This is a genomic window from Pseudomonas sp., assembly GCF_026224925.1.
Lineage (GTDB): Bacteria > Pseudomonadota > Gammaproteobacteria > Pseudomonadales > Pseudomonadaceae > Aquipseudomonas.
The window spans coordinates 1-17,511 of record NZ_JAMFRV010000222.1; the positions used below are offsets into that span (position 1 = coordinate 1).

General features: G+C 57.3%; 17 protein-coding genes and 3 pseudogenes. 7 read left to right on the forward strand and 13 right to left on the reverse strand.

The annotated features are described in order from the left end of the window. Nucleotides 1-3 precede the first annotated feature (3 nt). The 4 genes from M0974_RS09415 to M0974_RS09430 are packed head-to-tail and all read left to right on the forward strand — an operon-like array spanning nt 4 to nt 3,150. Complete coding sequence (locus M0974_RS09415; protein ID WP_297835648.1) at nt 4-1,590, forward strand: cytochrome ubiquinol oxidase subunit I; 1,587 nt, start codon at nt 4-6, stop codon at nt 1,588-1,590. A gap of 11 nt (nt 1,591-1,601) precedes the next feature. Beyond that, a complete protein-coding gene (gene cydB / locus M0974_RS09420; protein WP_297835620.1) occupies nt 1,602-2,744 on the forward strand; it encodes a cytochrome d ubiquinol oxidase subunit II in 1,143 nt (380 codons plus the stop codon). Between the two features lie 12 nt (nt 2,745-2,756). Continuing rightward, nucleotides 2,757-2,873: a cytochrome bd-I oxidase subunit CydX gene (cydX, locus tag M0974_RS09425; protein WP_219063702.1), complete on the forward strand. Its 117-nt coding sequence runs from the start codon at nt 2,757-2,759 to the stop codon at nt 2,871-2,873. Then, nucleotides 2,863-3,150 (forward strand): cyd operon YbgE family protein, encoded by a 288-nt coding sequence (locus M0974_RS09430; RefSeq protein ID WP_297835624.1) that lies wholly within the window; start codon nt 2,863-2,865, stop codon nt 3,148-3,150. Before cydX ends, M0974_RS09430 begins: the two co-directional genes overlap by 11 nt. 57 nt (nt 3,151-3,207) lie before the next feature. On the opposite strand, the gene M0974_RS09435 is transcribed toward M0974_RS09430, so the two are convergent. Beyond that, nucleotides 3,208-3,807, reverse strand: a complete 600-nt coding sequence (locus M0974_RS09435) for a SagB/ThcOx family dehydrogenase (protein ID WP_297835627.1) — start codon at nt 3,805-3,807, stop codon at nt 3,208-3,210. 37 nt (nt 3,808-3,844) lie between these two features. On the opposite strand from M0974_RS09435, the pseudogene M0974_RS09440 reads away from it, so the two are divergent. Then, nucleotides 3,845-4,006: pseudogene (locus M0974_RS09440) on the forward strand (IS110 family transposase); the annotation flags it as partial. 87 nt (nt 4,007-4,093) lie between these two features. On the opposite strand, the gene M0974_RS09445 reads toward M0974_RS09440, so the two are convergent. The 9 genes and pseudogenes from M0974_RS09445 to M0974_RS09485 all read right to left on the reverse strand — a co-directional run bounded on the left by M0974_RS09445 (nt 4,094) and on the right by M0974_RS09485 (nt 13,440). Continuing rightward, nucleotides 4,094-4,681 (reverse strand): peroxidase-related enzyme, encoded by a 588-nt coding sequence (locus M0974_RS09445; RefSeq protein ID WP_297835628.1) that lies wholly within the window; start codon nt 4,679-4,681, stop codon nt 4,094-4,096. Beyond that, nucleotides 4,678-5,202 (reverse strand): CMD domain protein, encoded by a 525-nt coding sequence (locus M0974_RS09450; protein ID WP_297835649.1) that lies wholly within the window; start codon nt 5,200-5,202, stop codon nt 4,678-4,680. Before M0974_RS09450 ends, M0974_RS09445 begins: the two co-directional genes overlap by 4 nt. 77 nt (nt 5,203-5,279) lie before the next feature. After that, a complete protein-coding gene (locus tag M0974_RS09455) occupies nt 5,280-6,845 on the reverse strand; it encodes an ABC transporter substrate-binding protein (RefSeq protein WP_297835630.1) in 1,566 nt (521 codons plus the stop codon). A 53-nt stretch (nt 6,846-6,898) separates the two neighbouring features. Further along, on the reverse strand, nt 6,899-7,912 hold the full coding sequence (locus M0974_RS09460; RefSeq protein WP_297835632.1) for an ABC transporter ATP-binding protein: 1,014 nt from the start codon (nt 7,910-7,912) through the stop codon (nt 6,899-6,901). Next, a pseudogene (locus M0974_RS09465) lies at nt 7,902-8,915 on the reverse strand (ABC transporter ATP-binding protein). Before M0974_RS09465 ends, M0974_RS09460 begins: the two are co-directional and overlap by 11 nt. Next, nucleotides 8,912-9,832, reverse strand: coding sequence for an ABC transporter permease (locus M0974_RS09470; protein WP_297835634.1), 921 nt, complete (start codon nt 9,830-9,832; stop codon nt 8,912-8,914). Before M0974_RS09470 ends, M0974_RS09465 begins: the two are co-directional and overlap by 4 nt. After that, entirely contained in the window at nt 9,829-10,803 is a 975-nt protein-coding gene (locus M0974_RS09475) for an ABC transporter permease (protein ID WP_297835636.1), read from the reverse strand. The genes M0974_RS09470 and M0974_RS09475 overlap by 4 nt, the downstream gene beginning before the upstream one ends. Further along, complete coding sequence (locus M0974_RS09480) at nt 10,800-12,260, reverse strand: NAD(P)-binding domain-containing protein (RefSeq protein WP_297835638.1); 1,461 nt, start codon at nt 12,258-12,260, stop codon at nt 10,800-10,802. The genes M0974_RS09475 and M0974_RS09480 overlap by 4 nt, the downstream gene beginning before the upstream one ends. Before the next feature lie 229 nt (nt 12,261-12,489). Further along, the gene (locus M0974_RS09485; RefSeq protein WP_297835640.1) at nt 12,490-13,440 is read right to left on the reverse strand and encodes a LysR family transcriptional regulator; all 951 of its coding nucleotides are present in this window, start codon (nt 13,438-13,440) and stop codon (nt 12,490-12,492) included. Between the two features lie 271 nt (nt 13,441-13,711). Here M0974_RS09485 and M0974_RS09490 point away from each other — a divergent pair. Continuing rightward, nucleotides 13,712-13,875 (forward strand): annotated as a pseudogene (locus M0974_RS09490) (carbohydrate porin); the annotation flags it as partial. A 54-nt stretch (nt 13,876-13,929) separates the two neighbouring features. Here M0974_RS09490 and M0974_RS09495 read toward each other — a convergent pair. Both M0974_RS09495 and M0974_RS09500 read right to left on the reverse strand, forming a co-directional pair. After that, a complete protein-coding gene (locus M0974_RS09495) occupies nt 13,930-14,598 on the reverse strand; it encodes a hypothetical protein (protein ID WP_297835642.1) in 669 nt (222 codons plus the stop codon). A 298-nt stretch (nt 14,599-14,896) separates the two neighbouring features. Then, nucleotides 14,897-16,114 (reverse strand): MFS transporter, encoded by a 1,218-nt coding sequence (locus M0974_RS09500; protein ID WP_297835644.1) that lies wholly within the window; start codon nt 16,112-16,114, stop codon nt 14,897-14,899. A gap of 115 nt (nt 16,115-16,229) precedes the next feature. Here M0974_RS09500 and M0974_RS09505 point away from each other — a divergent pair, with 115 nt between their 5' ends. Beyond that, the gene (locus M0974_RS09505; protein WP_297835646.1) at nt 16,230-17,150 is read left to right on the forward strand and encodes a LysR substrate-binding domain-containing protein; all 921 of its coding nucleotides are present in this window, start codon (nt 16,230-16,232) and stop codon (nt 17,148-17,150) included. Here M0974_RS09505 and M0974_RS09510 read toward each other — a convergent pair. Then, nucleotides 17,147-17,511, reverse strand: a 365-nt coding sequence (locus M0974_RS09510; RefSeq protein ID WP_297835647.1) for an ABC transporter permease, incomplete at its 5' end; no start/stop codon positions are given. The two genes, M0974_RS09505 and M0974_RS09510, sit on opposite strands and share 4 nt — an antisense overlap.

Here is a 17,511-nt window from a genome sequence, read left to right on the forward strand (position 1 = left end):
CCAATGATCTCGGAATCAGTTGTCGACTTATCTCGACTGCAATTCGCTATGACCGCCTTGTATCACTTTTTATTCGTGCCTTTAACCCTCGGTTTGACCTTCCTGCTCGCCATCATGGAGTCGGTCTATGTGATGACCGGCAAGCAGGTCTACAAGGACATGACCCGGTTTTGGGGCAAGCTGTTCGGCATCAACTTCGCCCTGGGCGTCACCACCGGCCTGACTATGGAGTTCCAGTTCGGCACCAACTGGGCGTACTACAGCCATTACGTCGGTGACATTTTCGGTGCTCCGTTGGCGATTGAAGGCTTGATGGCGTTCTTCCTGGAATCGACCTTCATCGGCCTGTTCTTTTTTGGCTGGGATCGTCTGACCAAAGTCCAGCATCTGGGGGTTACCTGGCTGGTCGCGATCGGCTCGAACATGTCGGCATTGTGGATCTTGATCGCCAACGGCTGGATGCAAAACCCAGTCGGTGCAGAGTTCAATTTCATCACCATGCGCATGGAGCTGACCAGTTTCAGCGCCTTGCTGTTCAACCCCGTGGCACAGGTCAAGTTCGTCCACACTGTTGCTTCCGGTTACGTGACCGGCGCGATTTTTATCTTGGCTATTTCGAGTTGGTACATGCTCAAGGGCCGCGATATCGGGTTCGCGCGGCGCTCCTTTGCCATCGCGTCGGCGTTCGGCATGGCGTCGATTCTTTCGGTGGTCATTCTGGGCGATGAGTCTGGCTATGAGATCGGCGATGTTCAGAAAACCAAGCTCGCGGCGATTGAGGCCGAGTGGGATACCGAGGCCGCACCTGCAGCCTTTACGTTGTTCGGGCTGCCAAATCAGGCCGAGCAACGTACCGATTACGCGGTGAAAATCCCTTATGTCATGGGGATTATTGCCACGCGTTCGCTGGATACAAAGGTGACCGGCATCAAGGATCTGATCGCCCAACATCAGGTGCGTATCCGTAATGGCATGGTTGCTTATGACCTGCTTCGGCAACTGCGCGCAGGTGATAAAAGCGAACAGACAGTCTCTGCCTTCAACGCGGTGAAAAAGGATCTGGGCTACGGTCTGCTGCTCAAGAAGTACACCGATAAGGTAGTCGATGCCAGCGACCAACAAGTCAAACAGGCTGCGCTGGACTCCATCCCCGGCGTGGCGTCAATTTTCTGGACCTTTCGCCTGATGGTGCTCAGCGGTTTCCTGATGCTGGCCTTATTCGTCTGTGCGTTCTGGGCGTCTACCCGCAAGAACGAAATGCGCAAACCCTGGCTGCTCAAGTGGGCCCTGTTCAGCCTGCCGCTGCCGTGGGTTGCCACGCAGACCGGCTGGTTTGTTGCGGAGCACGGTCGTCAGCCCTGGTCCGTCGGTGAAATACTCCCGACCCATCTGTCCGCTTCAAGCGTTTCGACCGGTGATGTCTGGGGCTCTCTGCTGGCGCTGGTGGCGTTCTATAGCGTGCTGCTGGTGATCGAGATGTACCTGATGATCAAGTTCGCGAGGCTCGGCCCGAGCAGTCTGCACACCGGGCGCTATCACTTGGAACACGAGGCAACATCCGCCCACGCTACACAGCCGACCCTGGTCTGAGGAGCACAATAATGTTCGACTATGAAAGCCTCAAACTGATCTGGTGGGTACTGGTTGGCGTCTTGCTGATCGGCTTCGCCCTGACCGATGGTTTCGACCTCGGCGCCGCCGCGCTGATGCCCTTCGTCGGCCGCAGCGATAACGAACGACGCGTGGTTATCAACACCATCGCGCCGCATTGGGATGGCAATCAGGTCTGGCTGATTACCGCTGGCGGTGCGTTATTCGCCGCCTGGCCATTGGTGTATGCCGCCGCGTTTTCGGGCTTCTACTGGGCCCTGCTGCTGGTGCTGTTTGCCTTGTTTGTTCGCCCCGTGGGCTTCGATTATCGGAGCAAACTTAGCAACACCCGCTGGCGGCAAAGCTGGGACTGGGGCCTGTTTGTTGGCGGTGTGGTGCCTTCGCTGGTCTTCGGTGTGGCGTTTGGCAACCTGCTCTTGGGCGTGCCCTTCCAGTTTGATGACACGCTGCGCTCCAGCTACCACGGTAGCTTCTGGCAACTGCTCAGCCCATTCGGGCTGCTCGCTGGCGTCGTCAGCTTGAGCATGCTCTGCCTGCACGGCGGCACGTGGTTGATGATGCGTACGGAGGGTGACATCGCCCGGCGTTCACGCCGCGCGGCTCAACTGTTCGCGGCGGTTTACCTGCTAGCGTTCATCGGCGCTGGTGTCTGGCTCGTGCTGGGCGGTATTGAAGGACAAACTATCACCTCAGCCTTCGATCCCGGCATAGCCCTCAATCCGCTGAGCAAGACCGTGGTCATGGGCAACCCTGGCTGGATGGCGAACTACGGGAAATACCCGCTGACCATCATCGCACCGGTTGTGGGGATAGTCGGGGCGCTATTGGCCCTGCTCTCGGCCACTGGCAGCCACAGTCGCTGCGCATTCCTGGGCAGCAGCCTGGCCATCGTTGGCACACTTTGCACAGCTGGCTTTGCGCTGTTCCCTTTTGTCATGCCGTCGAGTATCGATCCGGCCTCCAGCCTGACCGTGTGGGATGCCGTTTCCAGCCGCATGACACTCAACATCATGCTGGTTGCCGCAGCGATTTTCGTGCCGCTGATCCTCTGCTACACCCTTTGGTGCTACGCCAAAATGTGGGGCAAAGTGACCACCAAACACATCGACGCCAACCCCCACAGCCTTTACTGAGGAGCACACATTATGTGGTATTTCGCCTGGATCCTCGGCGTCTTGTTGGCCTGTAGCTTCGGCATCATCAACGTCATGTGGCTCGAAGCCACCGACACGCTGGATAAGGAGCCAGCGGGTGACCTCTGAAGCCACACCACGGTTGCGACGCGCCAGCAGCAGGGCCTTGTCCCTGCTGCTGGCCATTCCGTTGAGCCTTATTCTACTGATCCACCCCATCACCATCCTCAACGCCCAAGGGCACTACAACCACAACCTGCTGATGCTGGTCATGTGGGGCGTGGCCGCGGGGTATGTGCACGGCGTGGGTTTCGACCCGCGTGCACGCGTGTGGCAAGTGGTGTTTCATCCGCTGGTGGCCTGGGGTCTGATGACCCTAGGCTATGCGGTGATGTGGGTGCATTAGGACACAGGCACGTATGTGGGCGCCAGCTTCGCCACAGAACGTAGCGCACACATCGTTTTAATTGAGAGGATGCCCTACACAGAACAGGGCTACCGGAAAATAGGGCAGTTCAAGTCGCAAGGCTTCCTTCATTTTAATGTCATCAAACCCCATCACAACTACACCGCCAAGACCTGCGGCGGTAACAGCCAAGTAGATATTTTGAACGGCTGCCCCAGCTTCAAAATCAACGTAACGTGCTCCTCTAAGGCCGTCGGCTTGTTGGCTCGCGAAATGATCAATTGCCGACTGTCGCTCAGCCACGACTGCGATGACGGCAGGAGCGTCCTCCAACCACGTCTCATCGCCTAGAGCCGCGGAGTTGAGCACCCCATCATCGATCAGCTCTTGCGTACGGACTAGTTTTCTTGCTTGGGAGTCATAGCTGTATACCCCGGGTACTAGACCATCGACATGACGCACAACAACCATCAATGTGAGTGGAAACAGAGCGTGTGCCGAAGGTGCGGTTCGTCTTCCGTCCGCAGAGGTACAACCTTGTCCGGCATAAAGAAACGCTTCCAGAAAGTCCACACTCAGAGGCTTTTCACTGAAAGATCTAACACTTCGTCTCTTAGACATAAGCTCTTTCAACAGGACAGCGTCTTGAATACTCATCAATGTTCATCCATGCAGGTTTATTGTGCACAGTAGCAGAGCTAAGGGTTGCAGCTATCAGGTCGCCGTTAGGGCACTGGCATTCAAATGGATAAGGATCGTTTTTCAGTGCTGGAAAACCAGCACTGTGTACGACGAAGCTAGATATTTGGAGGCGCTGAAGTCGCACGGTTCGCCGCTGCTAGAGCATGTAGCCTAGCGAATACCGTGTTGACGGACCACCTCAGGGCGTGAATAAATTCGGTCCACAGTGTGAACTGCCCCCAAAAAGTTGGACAAAAAATAGCTAAGCCGCAGGAAACACCGGCTCACCCAGGTTCAACATCAATCGATTGGCCCACGCAAAAATCGAGATCGCATGAATCAGGTCCAACACTTGCGCGTCGTCTAGCCCTTGCTCGTGCAGCGTCTGAATGTGAGCAGCGCCCAGCGAAGCAGGCTCAAGCGTCAGGTCGATCGCGAACTGGACGATGGCTTTCTCGCGATCATTGGTGCCCGCCGTCGCGGGGTCGGCGAAGACCTCTGCGATGACGTCATTACGCTTGGCTAACTGTTCGAAGCGTTGCGCATGCACCGAAGCGCAATACACGCAGCGGTTGACCCGCGACACTACTGTGCTCGCCAGTTCGCGCTCGGCACGGGACAAACCGCCCGGCGCGTACATGATCGCGTTGAAGGCCTGGGACCGCTGGCGAAGGATGTCCGGATGGTGAGCCAAGGTCAGGTAGTAGTCAGATGTCTTGGCTTGCGGATGGCTCTCTTCGAGTACCGCCACTTGCTCAGGCGTTGCGCTGTTAAGGTCAACAGTCGGCAGCCAGGCTTTCCAGCCCAGCACTTCGTTGGTGAAGCCATTGCTTTGAATAAGCGTGCTCATTGGGCTGCTCCGGCAGACAGTAACGCACCCAAGCCGGCGGCCAGACGCACTTGATAGGAGAGGAAGGCAATCAACTGCGCCAGCACGACGATTTCGGCGGTGCTCAGCCCCTCATGCTGGAGCGCCACCAACGCTGTCTGATCACCATGGACAGGTGATTCGATAAGGGTCCGGGTGAAATGCAGAATCGCCGTCAGCCGTGAGTCACCCAGCTTGTCTATAAAGCCCGAATCAACGGTCGCCAGCAGGATTTTATCCACGCCCACCGTCTGTAACTGCTCCAGGTAATGCGCCGTCAACGTCGGATTCGGCGTCAGTCGCGCAGCGTAGTAAGCCACCCATAGGCGCTCGTTCAACGACAAATTGTTCGCCAGCGCCGGATCAAAAAACAGATCCTGACTGCCCTGCGTCGCCGAAGCGACTTTGTCCCGCGCATGGCGCACGGCGTGCAGGTGAGTGCCCGGCTGGATGTTTAACAAGCGGTCGAGCAAGTCCGGTGCGGCTGTGTGTTCAGCGGTCAAGGTCATGACAAATCCTGTAAGGCTGTTGGCGGCATTCGCGCCACGATTCAAACCAACCGTGCGCGAATGCACAAGGTTCAAGGTTGTTCGGTAACCATGGTCGCTGCCGTGCGATCGCTCACCAGCGGCTCGACTTTCAGACCTTTGCGGGCGGCCCAGATGTTCTGATAGTGGAACAGCGGAATAATACCAACGTCCTCACTGACCACCTTGACCGAATCCTGAAGAATCTTGCGGCGCTTGGCTTCATCGAACTCTGCGGTGGAATCCACCAATGCCTTGTCTACCAGTGGGTTGCTGTAGTGACCCCAGTTGGACGCGCCCTGCCCTTTGCTGCTGTCGACGGTGGTGAGAATATTGGTCAGCGCATAAGCCGCTTCGCCGGTGCCGTTGCCCCAAGCAATCACGCTGATTGCCAGTTCATTTTTGTTGGCCTTACCGGCATACACCGCCCACGGCAGCACTTCGAGCTGGACCTTGACGCCGATCCGCGACCAGAACTGCGCCACTGCCTGCATAGCTTCTGGCGCCTGCGGATAGCGGTCGCCCGGCACATGCACGGTCAACTGAAAACCGTCCGGGAAGCCGGCTTGCGCCAGCAGTTCCTTGGCCTGTTTTACGTCGTAGGGGATGTTCTTTACGTCAGGGTTGTAACCAAACGTATTGGCCGGCATCCATTGATTGGCCTCGGTGACGGTGCCCTGCATGATGCGATCATCGATAGCCTGGCGGTTGATCGCCAACGACAGCGCTTTGCGCACGCGCACATCACGCAATGGGTTCTCGGCCAGCGGCTTGCCGGTGTTGTCACGAATGAATTCGTTGGGGCCTTCACGGAAGCTTGGCTGGATGATCAGCGCACGCAAGCCCTGATAGGCATAGACGTTGACGCTCGAGGTCTTGCGCAGTCGCTCGACATCAGTCGGCGAAACCTTATCGATCACGTCCACATCACCCGCCAGTAAAGCGGCGGTGCGGTTAGAGGCGTTGGCGATGAAGCGGAAATCGACCTTGTCCCACGTCGGCTTGCCACCCCAGTACGTGTCGTTGCGCTCGAAGATTGTGCGGTCCCCCGGCACATACGAGACGAAACGGTACGGCCCGGTACCGACCATGGCTTTGCCCGAGTTGTAGTCGGAGCTACTGGCGTTGGCCCCAGCATGGCGGCTGACGATGTAGATCGAATCGACGTCCGGCAACAGGTTGGCGTTGGGGGTAAGGGTCTTGATGATCAGCGTGTGATCGTCCTTGGCCGTCACCGATTTCACGGTACGTGTGGCGCCGGTGTAGGACGCCACACTGCCCGGAACACTGCGGGCGCGTTCGAATGAGAACACGAAGTCATCGGCGGTCAGCGGCGTGCCGTCCTGCCATTTGACGTCGTCGCGCAGGTCAAACTCCCACGTGGTGTCGTCGACGATTTTCCAGCTCTTGGCCAGGCCTGGCAGGGTTTTATCATCATGGCGGTTAACCAGCGATTCGAAGGCATGCAGCGCCACCGAACGGTCACCGGCGTAGTTGTTGAGTTGTGGATCGAGGGACGACACCGGGTCGGCGTAACCGATGCGCAGGGTCTGCGCCGATACACTGCCGGCCGCCAGGATCAGGGCCGAGGCTAAAAGTGAAAGAACGAGTGGTTTCATGGGTGATTCCTTGCACGCAATGGCGATGAAAATGACGAGCGTCTAGCGCTCGTTCAAACGTTATCGTTGAGGTGGCACGCACTCAGGTGGTTCGGCGAAACCTCCCTCAGCACTGGAGCTTCCTCGCGGCAGCGCGCCATGGCGTGCGGGCAGCGAGGGTGGAAATGACACCCGGCGGGCGGGTTCAGCGGACTGGGGATTTCCCCTTTGATCGCGTCATAGCGGGTACTGCGGACATCGAAGCGCGGGATCTGCGCCAGTAACGCTTGGGTGTACGGATGATTGGCACGGGCGAACAGGTCGTCGACCGAAGCGCTCTCGACCACCCGGCCGAGGTACATCACCACCACCCGGTCGCACAGGTGCTCGACCACGCCCAAGTCATGGCTGATGAACAGGTAGGTCAACCCCAACTCGTCGCGCAGGTCCATGAACAGGTTAAGGATCTGCGCCTGAATCGACACGTCCAGCGCCGCCACCGACTCATCACACACCAACAGTTCTGGTTGTACCGCCAAGGCGCGGGCAATGCCGATGCGCTGACGCTGACCGCCACTGAACTGATGCGGGTAACGCTGACGCAGTTGCGGGCTGAGACCGGCACGTTGCAACTGCGCACTGACGTAATCGTCGTAGCCTTTTTTGTCGGTCAAGCCATGCAGCAGCGCGCCTTCGCCGACGATCCGATCCACACGCAAGCGTGGATTGAGACTGGACGACGGATCTTGAAAGATCATCTGCACTTTTAACCGCACCGCCTGACGTTCGGCAGCCGTCAGTTGGTGGAGGGATTTCCCATCAACCGACGCCGTACCGGACGACACCGGCAGCAACCCGGCCACCATGCGACCCAAGGTTGATTTGCCACAGCCGGACTCGCCTACCAGACCCACCACTTCACCGCGATTGATGCGCAAATCCACACGATCAACCGCATGGGTCACCGGTTTGTGGCGCGTCAGGTGCAGACGTTGCAGCAGGTGCTGGATGGAATGTTCGTCCAGCGGTTTGCCAAAGGTCTTACTGACCTGACTCAGTTCGATGAAAGGGATCTGATCAGTACGCATCGGCGGCTCCGGGGTGAAAACAACGAACCGTCTGGCCCGGTAAAACCTCACGTGGTTCAGGGTCCTGGTCACAGACCTCCGATGCTCGCGAACAACGTTCAGCAAACGCACATCCGGCGGGCATCGACAGCAAGTCAGGGGCCATGCCAGGAATTTGCCGTAAACGCTGTCCGCGCTTATTGCGGCTCGGCAAACTGTTGATCAGCCCTTGGGTGTAAGGATGTTGTGGGCGATCAAGTACGTCGTCCACCGAACCCTGTTCGACGATGCGCCCGGCGTACATCACCGCCACGTCGTCAGCCAGGCCAGCCACCACCGACAGGTCATGAGTGATCCAGATCAACGAGGTGCCCTGCTCGCGCACCAACTTTTGCACTTCGCTGAGGATCTGCGCCTGAATGGTCACGTCCAGCGCGGTGGTCGGCTCGTCGGCAATGATCAGGTCCGGGGAGTGCAGCAGCGCGATAGCAATGGCCACCCGCTGACGCATGCCACCCGACAACTGATGCGGATAGGCGCGCAGACGTTCTTCCGGGCTGGCGATGCCCATCAAGGCCAAGGTACGACTGGCGTGTTCGCGAGCAGCGCGCTTACTGAGCGAGCGGTGAGCACGCACCGCTTCGATCATTTGCGTGTCGACGCGCAGCACTGGGTTAAGGGTCATCATCGGGTCCTGAAAAATCATCGCGATGCGATTACCTTGCAAGTCGCGCAACTAAGCAGCCGACAGTTTGGTCAGGTCACGGCCTTTGAACAGCACCTGACCCGCACTGATTCGACCGGGTGCATCTACCAGCCCCAGAATGGAAAATCCAGTTACCGATTTACCCGACCCAGATTCGCCCACCAGACCGAGAATCCGCCCCGGCTGTACACGCAGCGACACCTCACGCACCGCTGGCAGCACCCCGGCACGAGTGTAAAACGAAGTGCACAGACCGCGTACATCGAGGGTTGGCTGCTCAACCACCGGTTGCGCCAACGACACGTCAGGCAGGTTCATCGCTCCAGCCTCTGGTTCAGCACATCGCGTAAACGGTCGCCCACCAGATTGATCGCGACGATGGTGATCAGCAGCGCCAGCCCCGGAAAAAGGCTGATCCAGTACTCATTGCTCAGCATGTATTGAAAGCCGTTGGCGATCAGCAACCCCAGCGACGGCTCGGTGACCGGTACGCCGAGGCCTAGAAACGACAACGTCGCTTCGAGGGTGATGGCGCGGGCAATCTGCAACGCACCGATGACAATCAGCGGTGGCAGGCAATTAGGCAGAATGTGGCCAATGACGATGCGCAACGGACCGATGCCCTGCCCGCGCGCGGCATCGACATAGTCGCGGCGGCTTTCGGTCAACGCCTGGCCGCGAGCGGTCCTGGCGTAATAGGCCCACTCCAGCACGATCAGGGTGAGCATGACGTTGCCGACGCCCTTGCCCAGCCAGGCGAGGATCATCAGGGCCATGAGGATCACTGGAAATGACAACAGCAAGTCCACCAGACGCATCAACAGCGCGTCTACCCAGCCACCGACATAGGCCGAGACCAAACCCAGCAGCGTGCCGATCACCGCAGCGATCAACGCCGAACCGATGCCCACCCACAGACTGATCCGCAGGCCGTACATTATTGCCGAGACCAGATCACGCCCCTGCCCGTCCGTGCCCAGCCAATAGGTGTAACCGCTGTCCATGTTGACGCTGCCGGGTGGCAGACGTGCATCCAGCACGTTGAGCTGCATCAGGTCGTAGGGGTTTTGCACCACGATCCATGGAGCGAATACCGCGACCAGCACGATGATCAATAAGACCAGCAAACCGACCACCGCCGTCGGCGAACTCATGAACTCGACGGCGACCCGACGCCATGGCGACTGCGCCTGCAAGCGCACGCTGGCCATTGAGGCTTTTTCAACGGCACTCATCGGGAAGCCTCGCTGCGGACGCGGGGATCCAGCACGTAATACAAGCCGTCGACGATCAAGTTGAGCACCACAAAAATCACTACAACCACCATCAAATAGGCCACCACCACCGGACGATCCAGTGTGTTGATGCTGTCCAGAATCAGCTTCCCGGCGCCCGGCCAGGAAAAGATGCTTTCAGTCACCACCGCATAGGCAAGGGTCGAACCCAGCTCCATCGCCAATACCGTCACTAGCGGAATCATGGTGTTGCGCATGACGTGCATGCACATGACGCGCATCGGCGACAGGCCTTTGGCTCGGGCGAACTTTACGAACTCTTGCGGCAATACTTCGCGCACGCCTGCGCGGGTCAGGCGCAACACCAGCGAGATTTTGAACAGTGCCAGGTTCAGCGCGGGCAACAGCAGATGCTGTAAACCATCCAGCGTCAGCCATGACCACTGCACGCCCAGCCACTCGCGGGTGTCACCACGGCCACTGGCCGGCAACCAGCCCAACTTGATCGAGAACAGCATGATCATCATCAACGCCACCCAGAACGCCGGTAGTGAAAAACCGACGATGCTGCAGGCCATCATCAGGCGCGACAACGGGTGATCGGGATAGGTGCCGGCAAACATACCCAAGGGAACGCCAATCACCACCGCTAGAAACAGCGCGCTGAACGCCAGTTCGAAGGTCGCCGGGAGCCGCTGCAAAATCAAACGCATGGCGTCTTCGTGATAGACGAAGCTTTGCCCCAGGTTGCCGTGCACCGCGCCCTTGAGGAATATCAGGTATTGCTCCCACAGCGGCTTGTCCAGGCCCAAATGCGCAATGGCCTGCAAGCGCTCGACCTGGTTGAGGTCTTCACCGACGAGAATATCCATAGGGTTGCCAACGGCGTTCAGGCCGATAAACACCACCAGCGTCATCAGCAGAATCACCAGCAGCGACTGAATTAACCGACGCAGCCCCCAGCCGATCATTGGCGTAACTCTTCGTCGGTTGGCTGGCTGGCCACCCACTCATCGCCCAATAGTTCGGGCTCGGCATAACGTTGCATGCTCTCGAAATGCAGCTCGATGTCGTCGTTAAACAGCTGGCCAACCAACGCGTGGGCCAAACGTTTGGAGCCTTCACTGATGGCCGGGATATCGCCCGACACTGCACCGTAGCTGAGCGCGGCCGGGTAGCTGAAGCAATGGATATGGTTCAGGCCCGGGCAAGCACCCGGGGTCTTCTCTTGAAACTCGAAGCAGGTGCCCAAGTCCGGCAGCTCGGCCAACTCAGCATCGAGTTCAGCGGCCGGTGCCTCGAAACGATCACGCCATACGCGGATGCTCGAAGAGAAAGGCGCGAACTCTGGACGCTGTTGAAAGTCCGTGCGAAAACCAGTGGCGAATACTACAAAGTCGGCCTCAATCCGTGCGGTAGGCGTATGCAAGAACAACCCGCCCTGCGGATTTTCTTCCACCGACACTACTGGGCTGTTCATTAAGAAACGCGCTTTGCCTGAGTTTGAAACCCGCAGCGTACTGCCGTGGGGCGGTGGCACTTGCTGGGTATTCAGGTAGTTGCGAATGCGCCACTTCCATGCGTCCGGCAGGCGCCAGTAACCGTGGGTCATCCCAGGATTGCCGGCGCCCTTGCCTTTGTTGATGCGCGGTAATTCGGCGCGACGGATCAGCAGATCAACGCGCGTGGCCCCGGCTTCCAGCGCTGTGGCGGCGCTGTCCATCGCCGACGCCCCGCCACCGATGACCGCGACGCGCTTACCTGCAAACCAATTGTCCTGTAACCCGTCTGCGGAGTGTGCCCACAGATGATCCGGCAACTGCTTGGCGAACTCGGGCACCCAAGGGCCGCCCAGGCCGTCGCGACCGGTAGCGAGCACCACATGCCGCGCCAACACAGCAAGCGTCTGCGCAGGAGTCACGATTTCCAGCTCAATCAGGCCGTCCGCTCTGGGCACAACCCGGCTCACGCGATGCTCGTTACGCACGTCCAGGGTCAGTACCTTGCGATACCAGCGCAGGTATTCAGCCCATTGCAGACGCGGAATCTTGTCCAACGCAGCCCAGCCCTCCAAGCCGAACTGGGCTTCAAACCAGGCACGAAATGTTAAAGCGGGTAATCCCAATGCCGGCCCGGTCAGTTGTTTGGGTGAACGCAGGGTTTCCATGCGCGCAGTGGTCGCCCAAGGGCCTTCGAATCCAGCCGCTGACTGATCGAAAATCACCGCCGCGACGCCGAGGTGGCGCAACTCCGCGGCCAACGCCAGACCTGCCATGCCGCCGCCGATGATTACCACATCGAGCACCGCCGCGCCTTCGCTGATGCGCGGCTTGACCCATGGATTGGCTGGCAGGTCGAGCCAAGCCAAATCCTGGCGCAAGCGTGCTTCCAATGCCGCGAGGCCTGCGGGGGGATTTACATCGGGCATAGATCGGTACTCGCAAAGATGATCGAGAGGATAGGCTCGACCTTTGATTCAAATCACTTCAAAAAGCGTTCCAGAGTCACTTAAAATGAATTCTTAGAGGCTATGAATGTTTAAACCGAATACTAAAAGGCGCTTTTTATTCTCGCAACACCTAAAAATGAATATTGATATTCTTTAAATGAATAATGAATATTAAAAGGCCATTATGCCGCATCCGCCGACGTCAGCGTCATTGGGCATAAATGCTCTGCAACAAAGCGTCGTGCGCACTGGCTTCATGCATAACCATCTCTGGCAGCAGCAATGTTGCCGAGGTGGCGATCTCATCGATCAGTGCGCGGGCTACGTCGGACAACGGACTGGCAAACGCGGAGATCAACCCGAAGAAAAATGGGATGTTGCAGGCAATCGGTTTGACCACCACACCTTCCAGGGGAACACCCATTGCAGTAAAAGGATCGACCAATGCGACCCCCAGCCCGACCCTGGCCATCTGCATCGCAATTAGCGAGGTGTTGGTGTCGAGCATGCGCGGCGGATCGCCCCCGGCGTCATGAAACGCTTTGTCGATGCGCCGACGAAATCGATACGGGTTGGCCATGGTGATCAACGTCTGTTGCACCAGCACTTCCATGGATAGCACGTCGTGGGAAGCCAGCTCAGAGGTGGCCGGCAACACTGCCACGCAAGGTGCCTCGCCGATCCAGTGAATATCCAGCCCGCGATGCTCCAACGGCAGGCTGACTGCACCGAGGTCCATGGTTTTCGACAGCACCGCCTGCACCACATTTTCCGGCGACATGCTCTGCAACTGGATCTGCTGCGGGCGCAAATGGTCAGGCAGTCGTGACAACGCCATGGGCAATAGCCCAGCTGCCAACGCAGAGATCGCCACCAATTTGATCTGATGGTTCTCCTCCTGCGCAATGTGCTGCGCGCGCTGGCGAATGTTGCGAATACCCAGCAGTGCACTTTCAACTTCGCCGTACATCATGAACGCTTTGTGAGTGGGCGTGACCTTCGGCCCACTGCGCTCGAACAAGGCAAAGCCCAACTCTTGCTCAAGTTCTTGAATGGCCCGGGTGACCGACGGCTGGGAACGTCCGAGCATCTTTCCCGCTGCCGTGACACTTCCCGCTGACATCACAGCCGCAAACGCTTCCAGCTGACGCAAATCCATAAGCACGCCTAAACAGATACAGAGACTGAGGGGAGCGCCTAGCGCAAGACTCCCAGGTTCGAAGCGCAAAAGTCTACACGCTGTTCAGGCATATATCGCTGCGGTGCTGTCCTTTGACCGGATAAACCCTGTTTCTCCATGTCCGGGGACAGCAGCATTTGCTGCACGAAAGCGAAGCGTCATGCCGAGACTTGTGAGACCTATATCGAGAGATCAGGGGTTGCGATCAGTCAGGAAGACTGCAGTGCGGCAATCGTAGGCAAGCCTGGCTCTGGACAGTGGCGAGCAATTGATCGAACTCAGTTATGGCTACCTGGCGACGCCGTGGCTGATTCTCCGACCAGAGATGCAGTACATCATCGGGCTCAGCGCGTTTTCGGGGAAGGATATCGACAATTCACTGGTATTGGCTTGCAGGTCAAGGCCACGTTCTGACGTTCAATCTCACGCCTGCTGACAGGCGTGAGATTCAATCAGGATCGGATGGTACTACGCAGTCGTGTTAACCACGTTGCCTGACGATGGGGCGCCTTTCATGTCTTTCGCCAGGGCCTGCAAGAACGCGCTGAGGGTCGAGCTGCTGTCGCTGCTGCTGGTAGTGGTGCTGCTGGTGGTCGTGCTGCTGCCACCCAATGCAGTCATGAGGTTTTGAAAGCTTTGCTGCAACTGGGTGGTGGCCGAGTCGGAACTGTCGGTCGTTGCGCTGGTGGACGTCGAGCTTCCCGAGGACGCGAGGCTTTGTATCAGGCTCTGCAGATCGGTCCCGATGCTTTTACCGCCAGCCGTTGCACTGCCCGAAACCGACGCCGTGCCTGATGAATCCGTTGTTGCATCGCTGCTGCTGCCGGAACTCTGGGAGTGCAACGCCGCCATCAGACTTTGAATAAACGCCGCCATGGCTTGCGCCGGATCTTGTGACGACGAGCTCGATGAGTCCGAACTGCCGGAGGAATCGCTGGAAGACGAACCCGTCACACCGATTTGCGACAGCGCTTCGGTGATCGCACCCAACAAACCACCACCGTTGGACGACCCGCCCGATTCGCCGTCGCCGACACTAGAGCTGCTGGAAGAACTACTGCTCTGGGTACTGCTGGTGGAGATTTGAGAGAGCTGAGAAATTAAATAGTTGCTGCTTGAGACACTGCTAATGGTCACGTTGTTCTCCCCGACGATTTTTAATAACTGGCTTCAACCACCAGCCAAACTGCACGTAATTTTTTTATTATTCCCACATACGCCCAAAGATCTGTCAAGCACTATCAAAAGAGTTTTGAAACAACTTTGATAAACATTGAAACAATCAAGATACAAAGCCGTACAGCTATTAATGACTCATTAAGCACTTATATATTAAATATCGTTCGCCCCCCGCTGTTTGTGTTCTGCCACTGCAAATGTACAAGCCCTATCGAGGCGGCATAGTCACGCCCACCGGGACGAGGTTTTCAGTTGGCTACTGGCTAAACGTGCCAGGGTGGCTGAGCGAATATCCCAACACCGGAAACAGCGCCAGCGCAGCCGTTACGGCGACGACCACTGTTGCCATCGTCACGCCCAAATGATCACCGGTGTAGCCATACAAGATGGGCGCTAACGCACCTGAGCCTATCGTACCGGTATAAAAGACCGAAAAAGCTTTCTCCAGCTTTCTTGAGTCGACAACCTCGGTAACGGATCCATACAGTACCGAAGAAGTCCCATTAAGCACCGCACCCAGTAGTGGAAGTATCAGCAAGCCAATAGTGAGTGGCGCTGAAATCACGACGCCTATCAGCAACGCAGTCGCCAGTTCGGTAACGATAATGGTCTTTATGGTCCCGATATAATCGGACAACCATCCACAGAAAAATTTACCTATGGCTCCGCCGATGAAAACCAGGGTCAGGCCAATACCTGTCTGAGCCAAAGAGCCGCCATTTTCTTTGATGATGAACGGCAGGAACATCAGAAAGCCCATTCGGACTGCGCTGTCCAAAATAGCGGTACACAACAATGCATAAAATGCCCCAGGGTTGGCCTGGACGACCGTCTTGCTGGAAGCGCGACTCCCGGTATTGAGCTGAACATCGCCTTTAACAGACGCATTCCTGAGCAGAGACCAAAGAAGCAGCGCTGCGAGTACCCCGATGGCGGCAAACAGAGTGACGGTGTTGCGATAGGAGGTATAGGTCAACAGGAACGCGGCGGACGCAGGTAAAATCGACTTCCCGACATCGCCAGAAAAGTTATAGGTACTCAGCGGCTTTTTTGCATTTCTACCGTAGGCCCTGGACACCATCGCCGACGCGATGGGGTGTTGAGCACTGGCCCCAACGCCAGAAATGATCAATGCCAATCCGAGCGCTGTGGCGCTTCCTGCCAACCCTGCTGCTAGCCAGCCGATACCCGTCACTACCGTTGCGATGACCAACAGATATTCAGGTTTTATCCTGATTGCAAGTGATGAAGCGGGAATTTGCAAGGTCGCCAGCGTCAGTGCATAGGCGCTCCTGAGCAGGCTAAGCCAGACATAGCTCAGCATGAACATCTCTTGCCAGACCGGCAGGAAGACATATACAAGATCGCTCAGGCCGTCATGCGTTGCATGGGCCACGCACGCCGCAACAAGCGTTTTTCTGCGCGGTGCTTCGTTGGTATCTGCGACATTGTCTGAAAGTGTGGAGAACGTCATATTATCTGCCGGTAGTAGCGTTGATCTGATGAACAGCCTCATTTTGGCGCGCAGTTCCGGTAGGGTGGTAATGAAAGGAATTTGTGCCCCATGAGTTTGTTTTGGAGACAGGGTTATGCAATTGAGACGATTCCCGTCAGTGACTTCACTAAGAGGCTTTGAAGCCTGCGCTCGGTATCTGAACTTCTCACAGGCGGCGGCTGAGCTGCACATCACCCAAAGCGCAATAAGTCATCAGATAAAACAGCTGGAAGATTTGCTCGGTGTGGAGCTTTTCAACAGAAGCGCGGGAGCAATGAAACTTACCCAAAATGGCGCTGAGCTATTGCCGGTTGTTCGGGTGTTTTTCAAGGACATGATTAGCGTTGTCGATCGGTTTGAACGGGGCGAGCGTCGAGAGTCAGTACTGGAAGTTTTCGTGCATGACTCGTTCGCTACCACTTGGTTGATTCCCCGTTTGCCGGGATTTTATGCGTTATGGCCAGAGATCAAAATCAAGCTCAATACCGAAGACTTTTCAAGATTCGACAATGCCAACGTTCAGGTCGCAATCAGGCTTGAAACGCGAGGTTGCGCTTGGTCAGGCCTGTTCTCGGAGTTCATTTTGGCGGAGCGACTTTTTCCGGTTTGCAGTCCAGTGCTGGTTGAGGCTCTGGGCATCCCTGTCACTGTGGATGATATTTTGAGATACCCGCTCATCTTGCGATCTCGAACCACACTGAGCGGGCAACGGGTGTCTACGCCGACCTGGGAGTATTGGCTCGATAAACACGGTGTGCGTTGCGAGTCGCTGAAGGGCGCGTTGACCGTGCCTTATACCAGTATGGCGGTGCATGCGGCTATTCGCGGATTGGGGGTTGCGATGGCCCGAACATCCCACATCTCGGACGAGCTAAAGACCGGTGAACTGCAAAAGCTGTTTGCAGAAGAAATGGACACCGATACCGGGTATTACTTTTTATGCTCGCCAGGAAAAGAGAAGACCGCAGACATTCAGGCGTTCATGAACTGGGTGAAAGCGCAGGCAACCCTTTAATGCGCCCAACGACGATGAAGCGCCCTGGCCAGCGCATCCAGCATGAAACCCAGTACACCGATCAACAGCACCATGGCCATCAATTCTGAATAAGCGAGCCGGTCGCGGGTGTTCAGGATGAAGTACCCGAGCCCTTCACTGACACCGAGCATTTCACAGGGCACCAGGACGATCCAAAGAATGCCAATCGACAACCGGACACCGGTCAACACGTGTCCCAGAACGCCGGGGATAACTACCCTGCTCAACGTTTCCCAACGGCTGGCACTCAAGCTGCGACTCAGTTGCAGCCAGCGCGGGTCCAACTGACGAACACCCGCCACGGTGTTGAGCAAAATAGGCCACACCGCCGCGAAGGTCA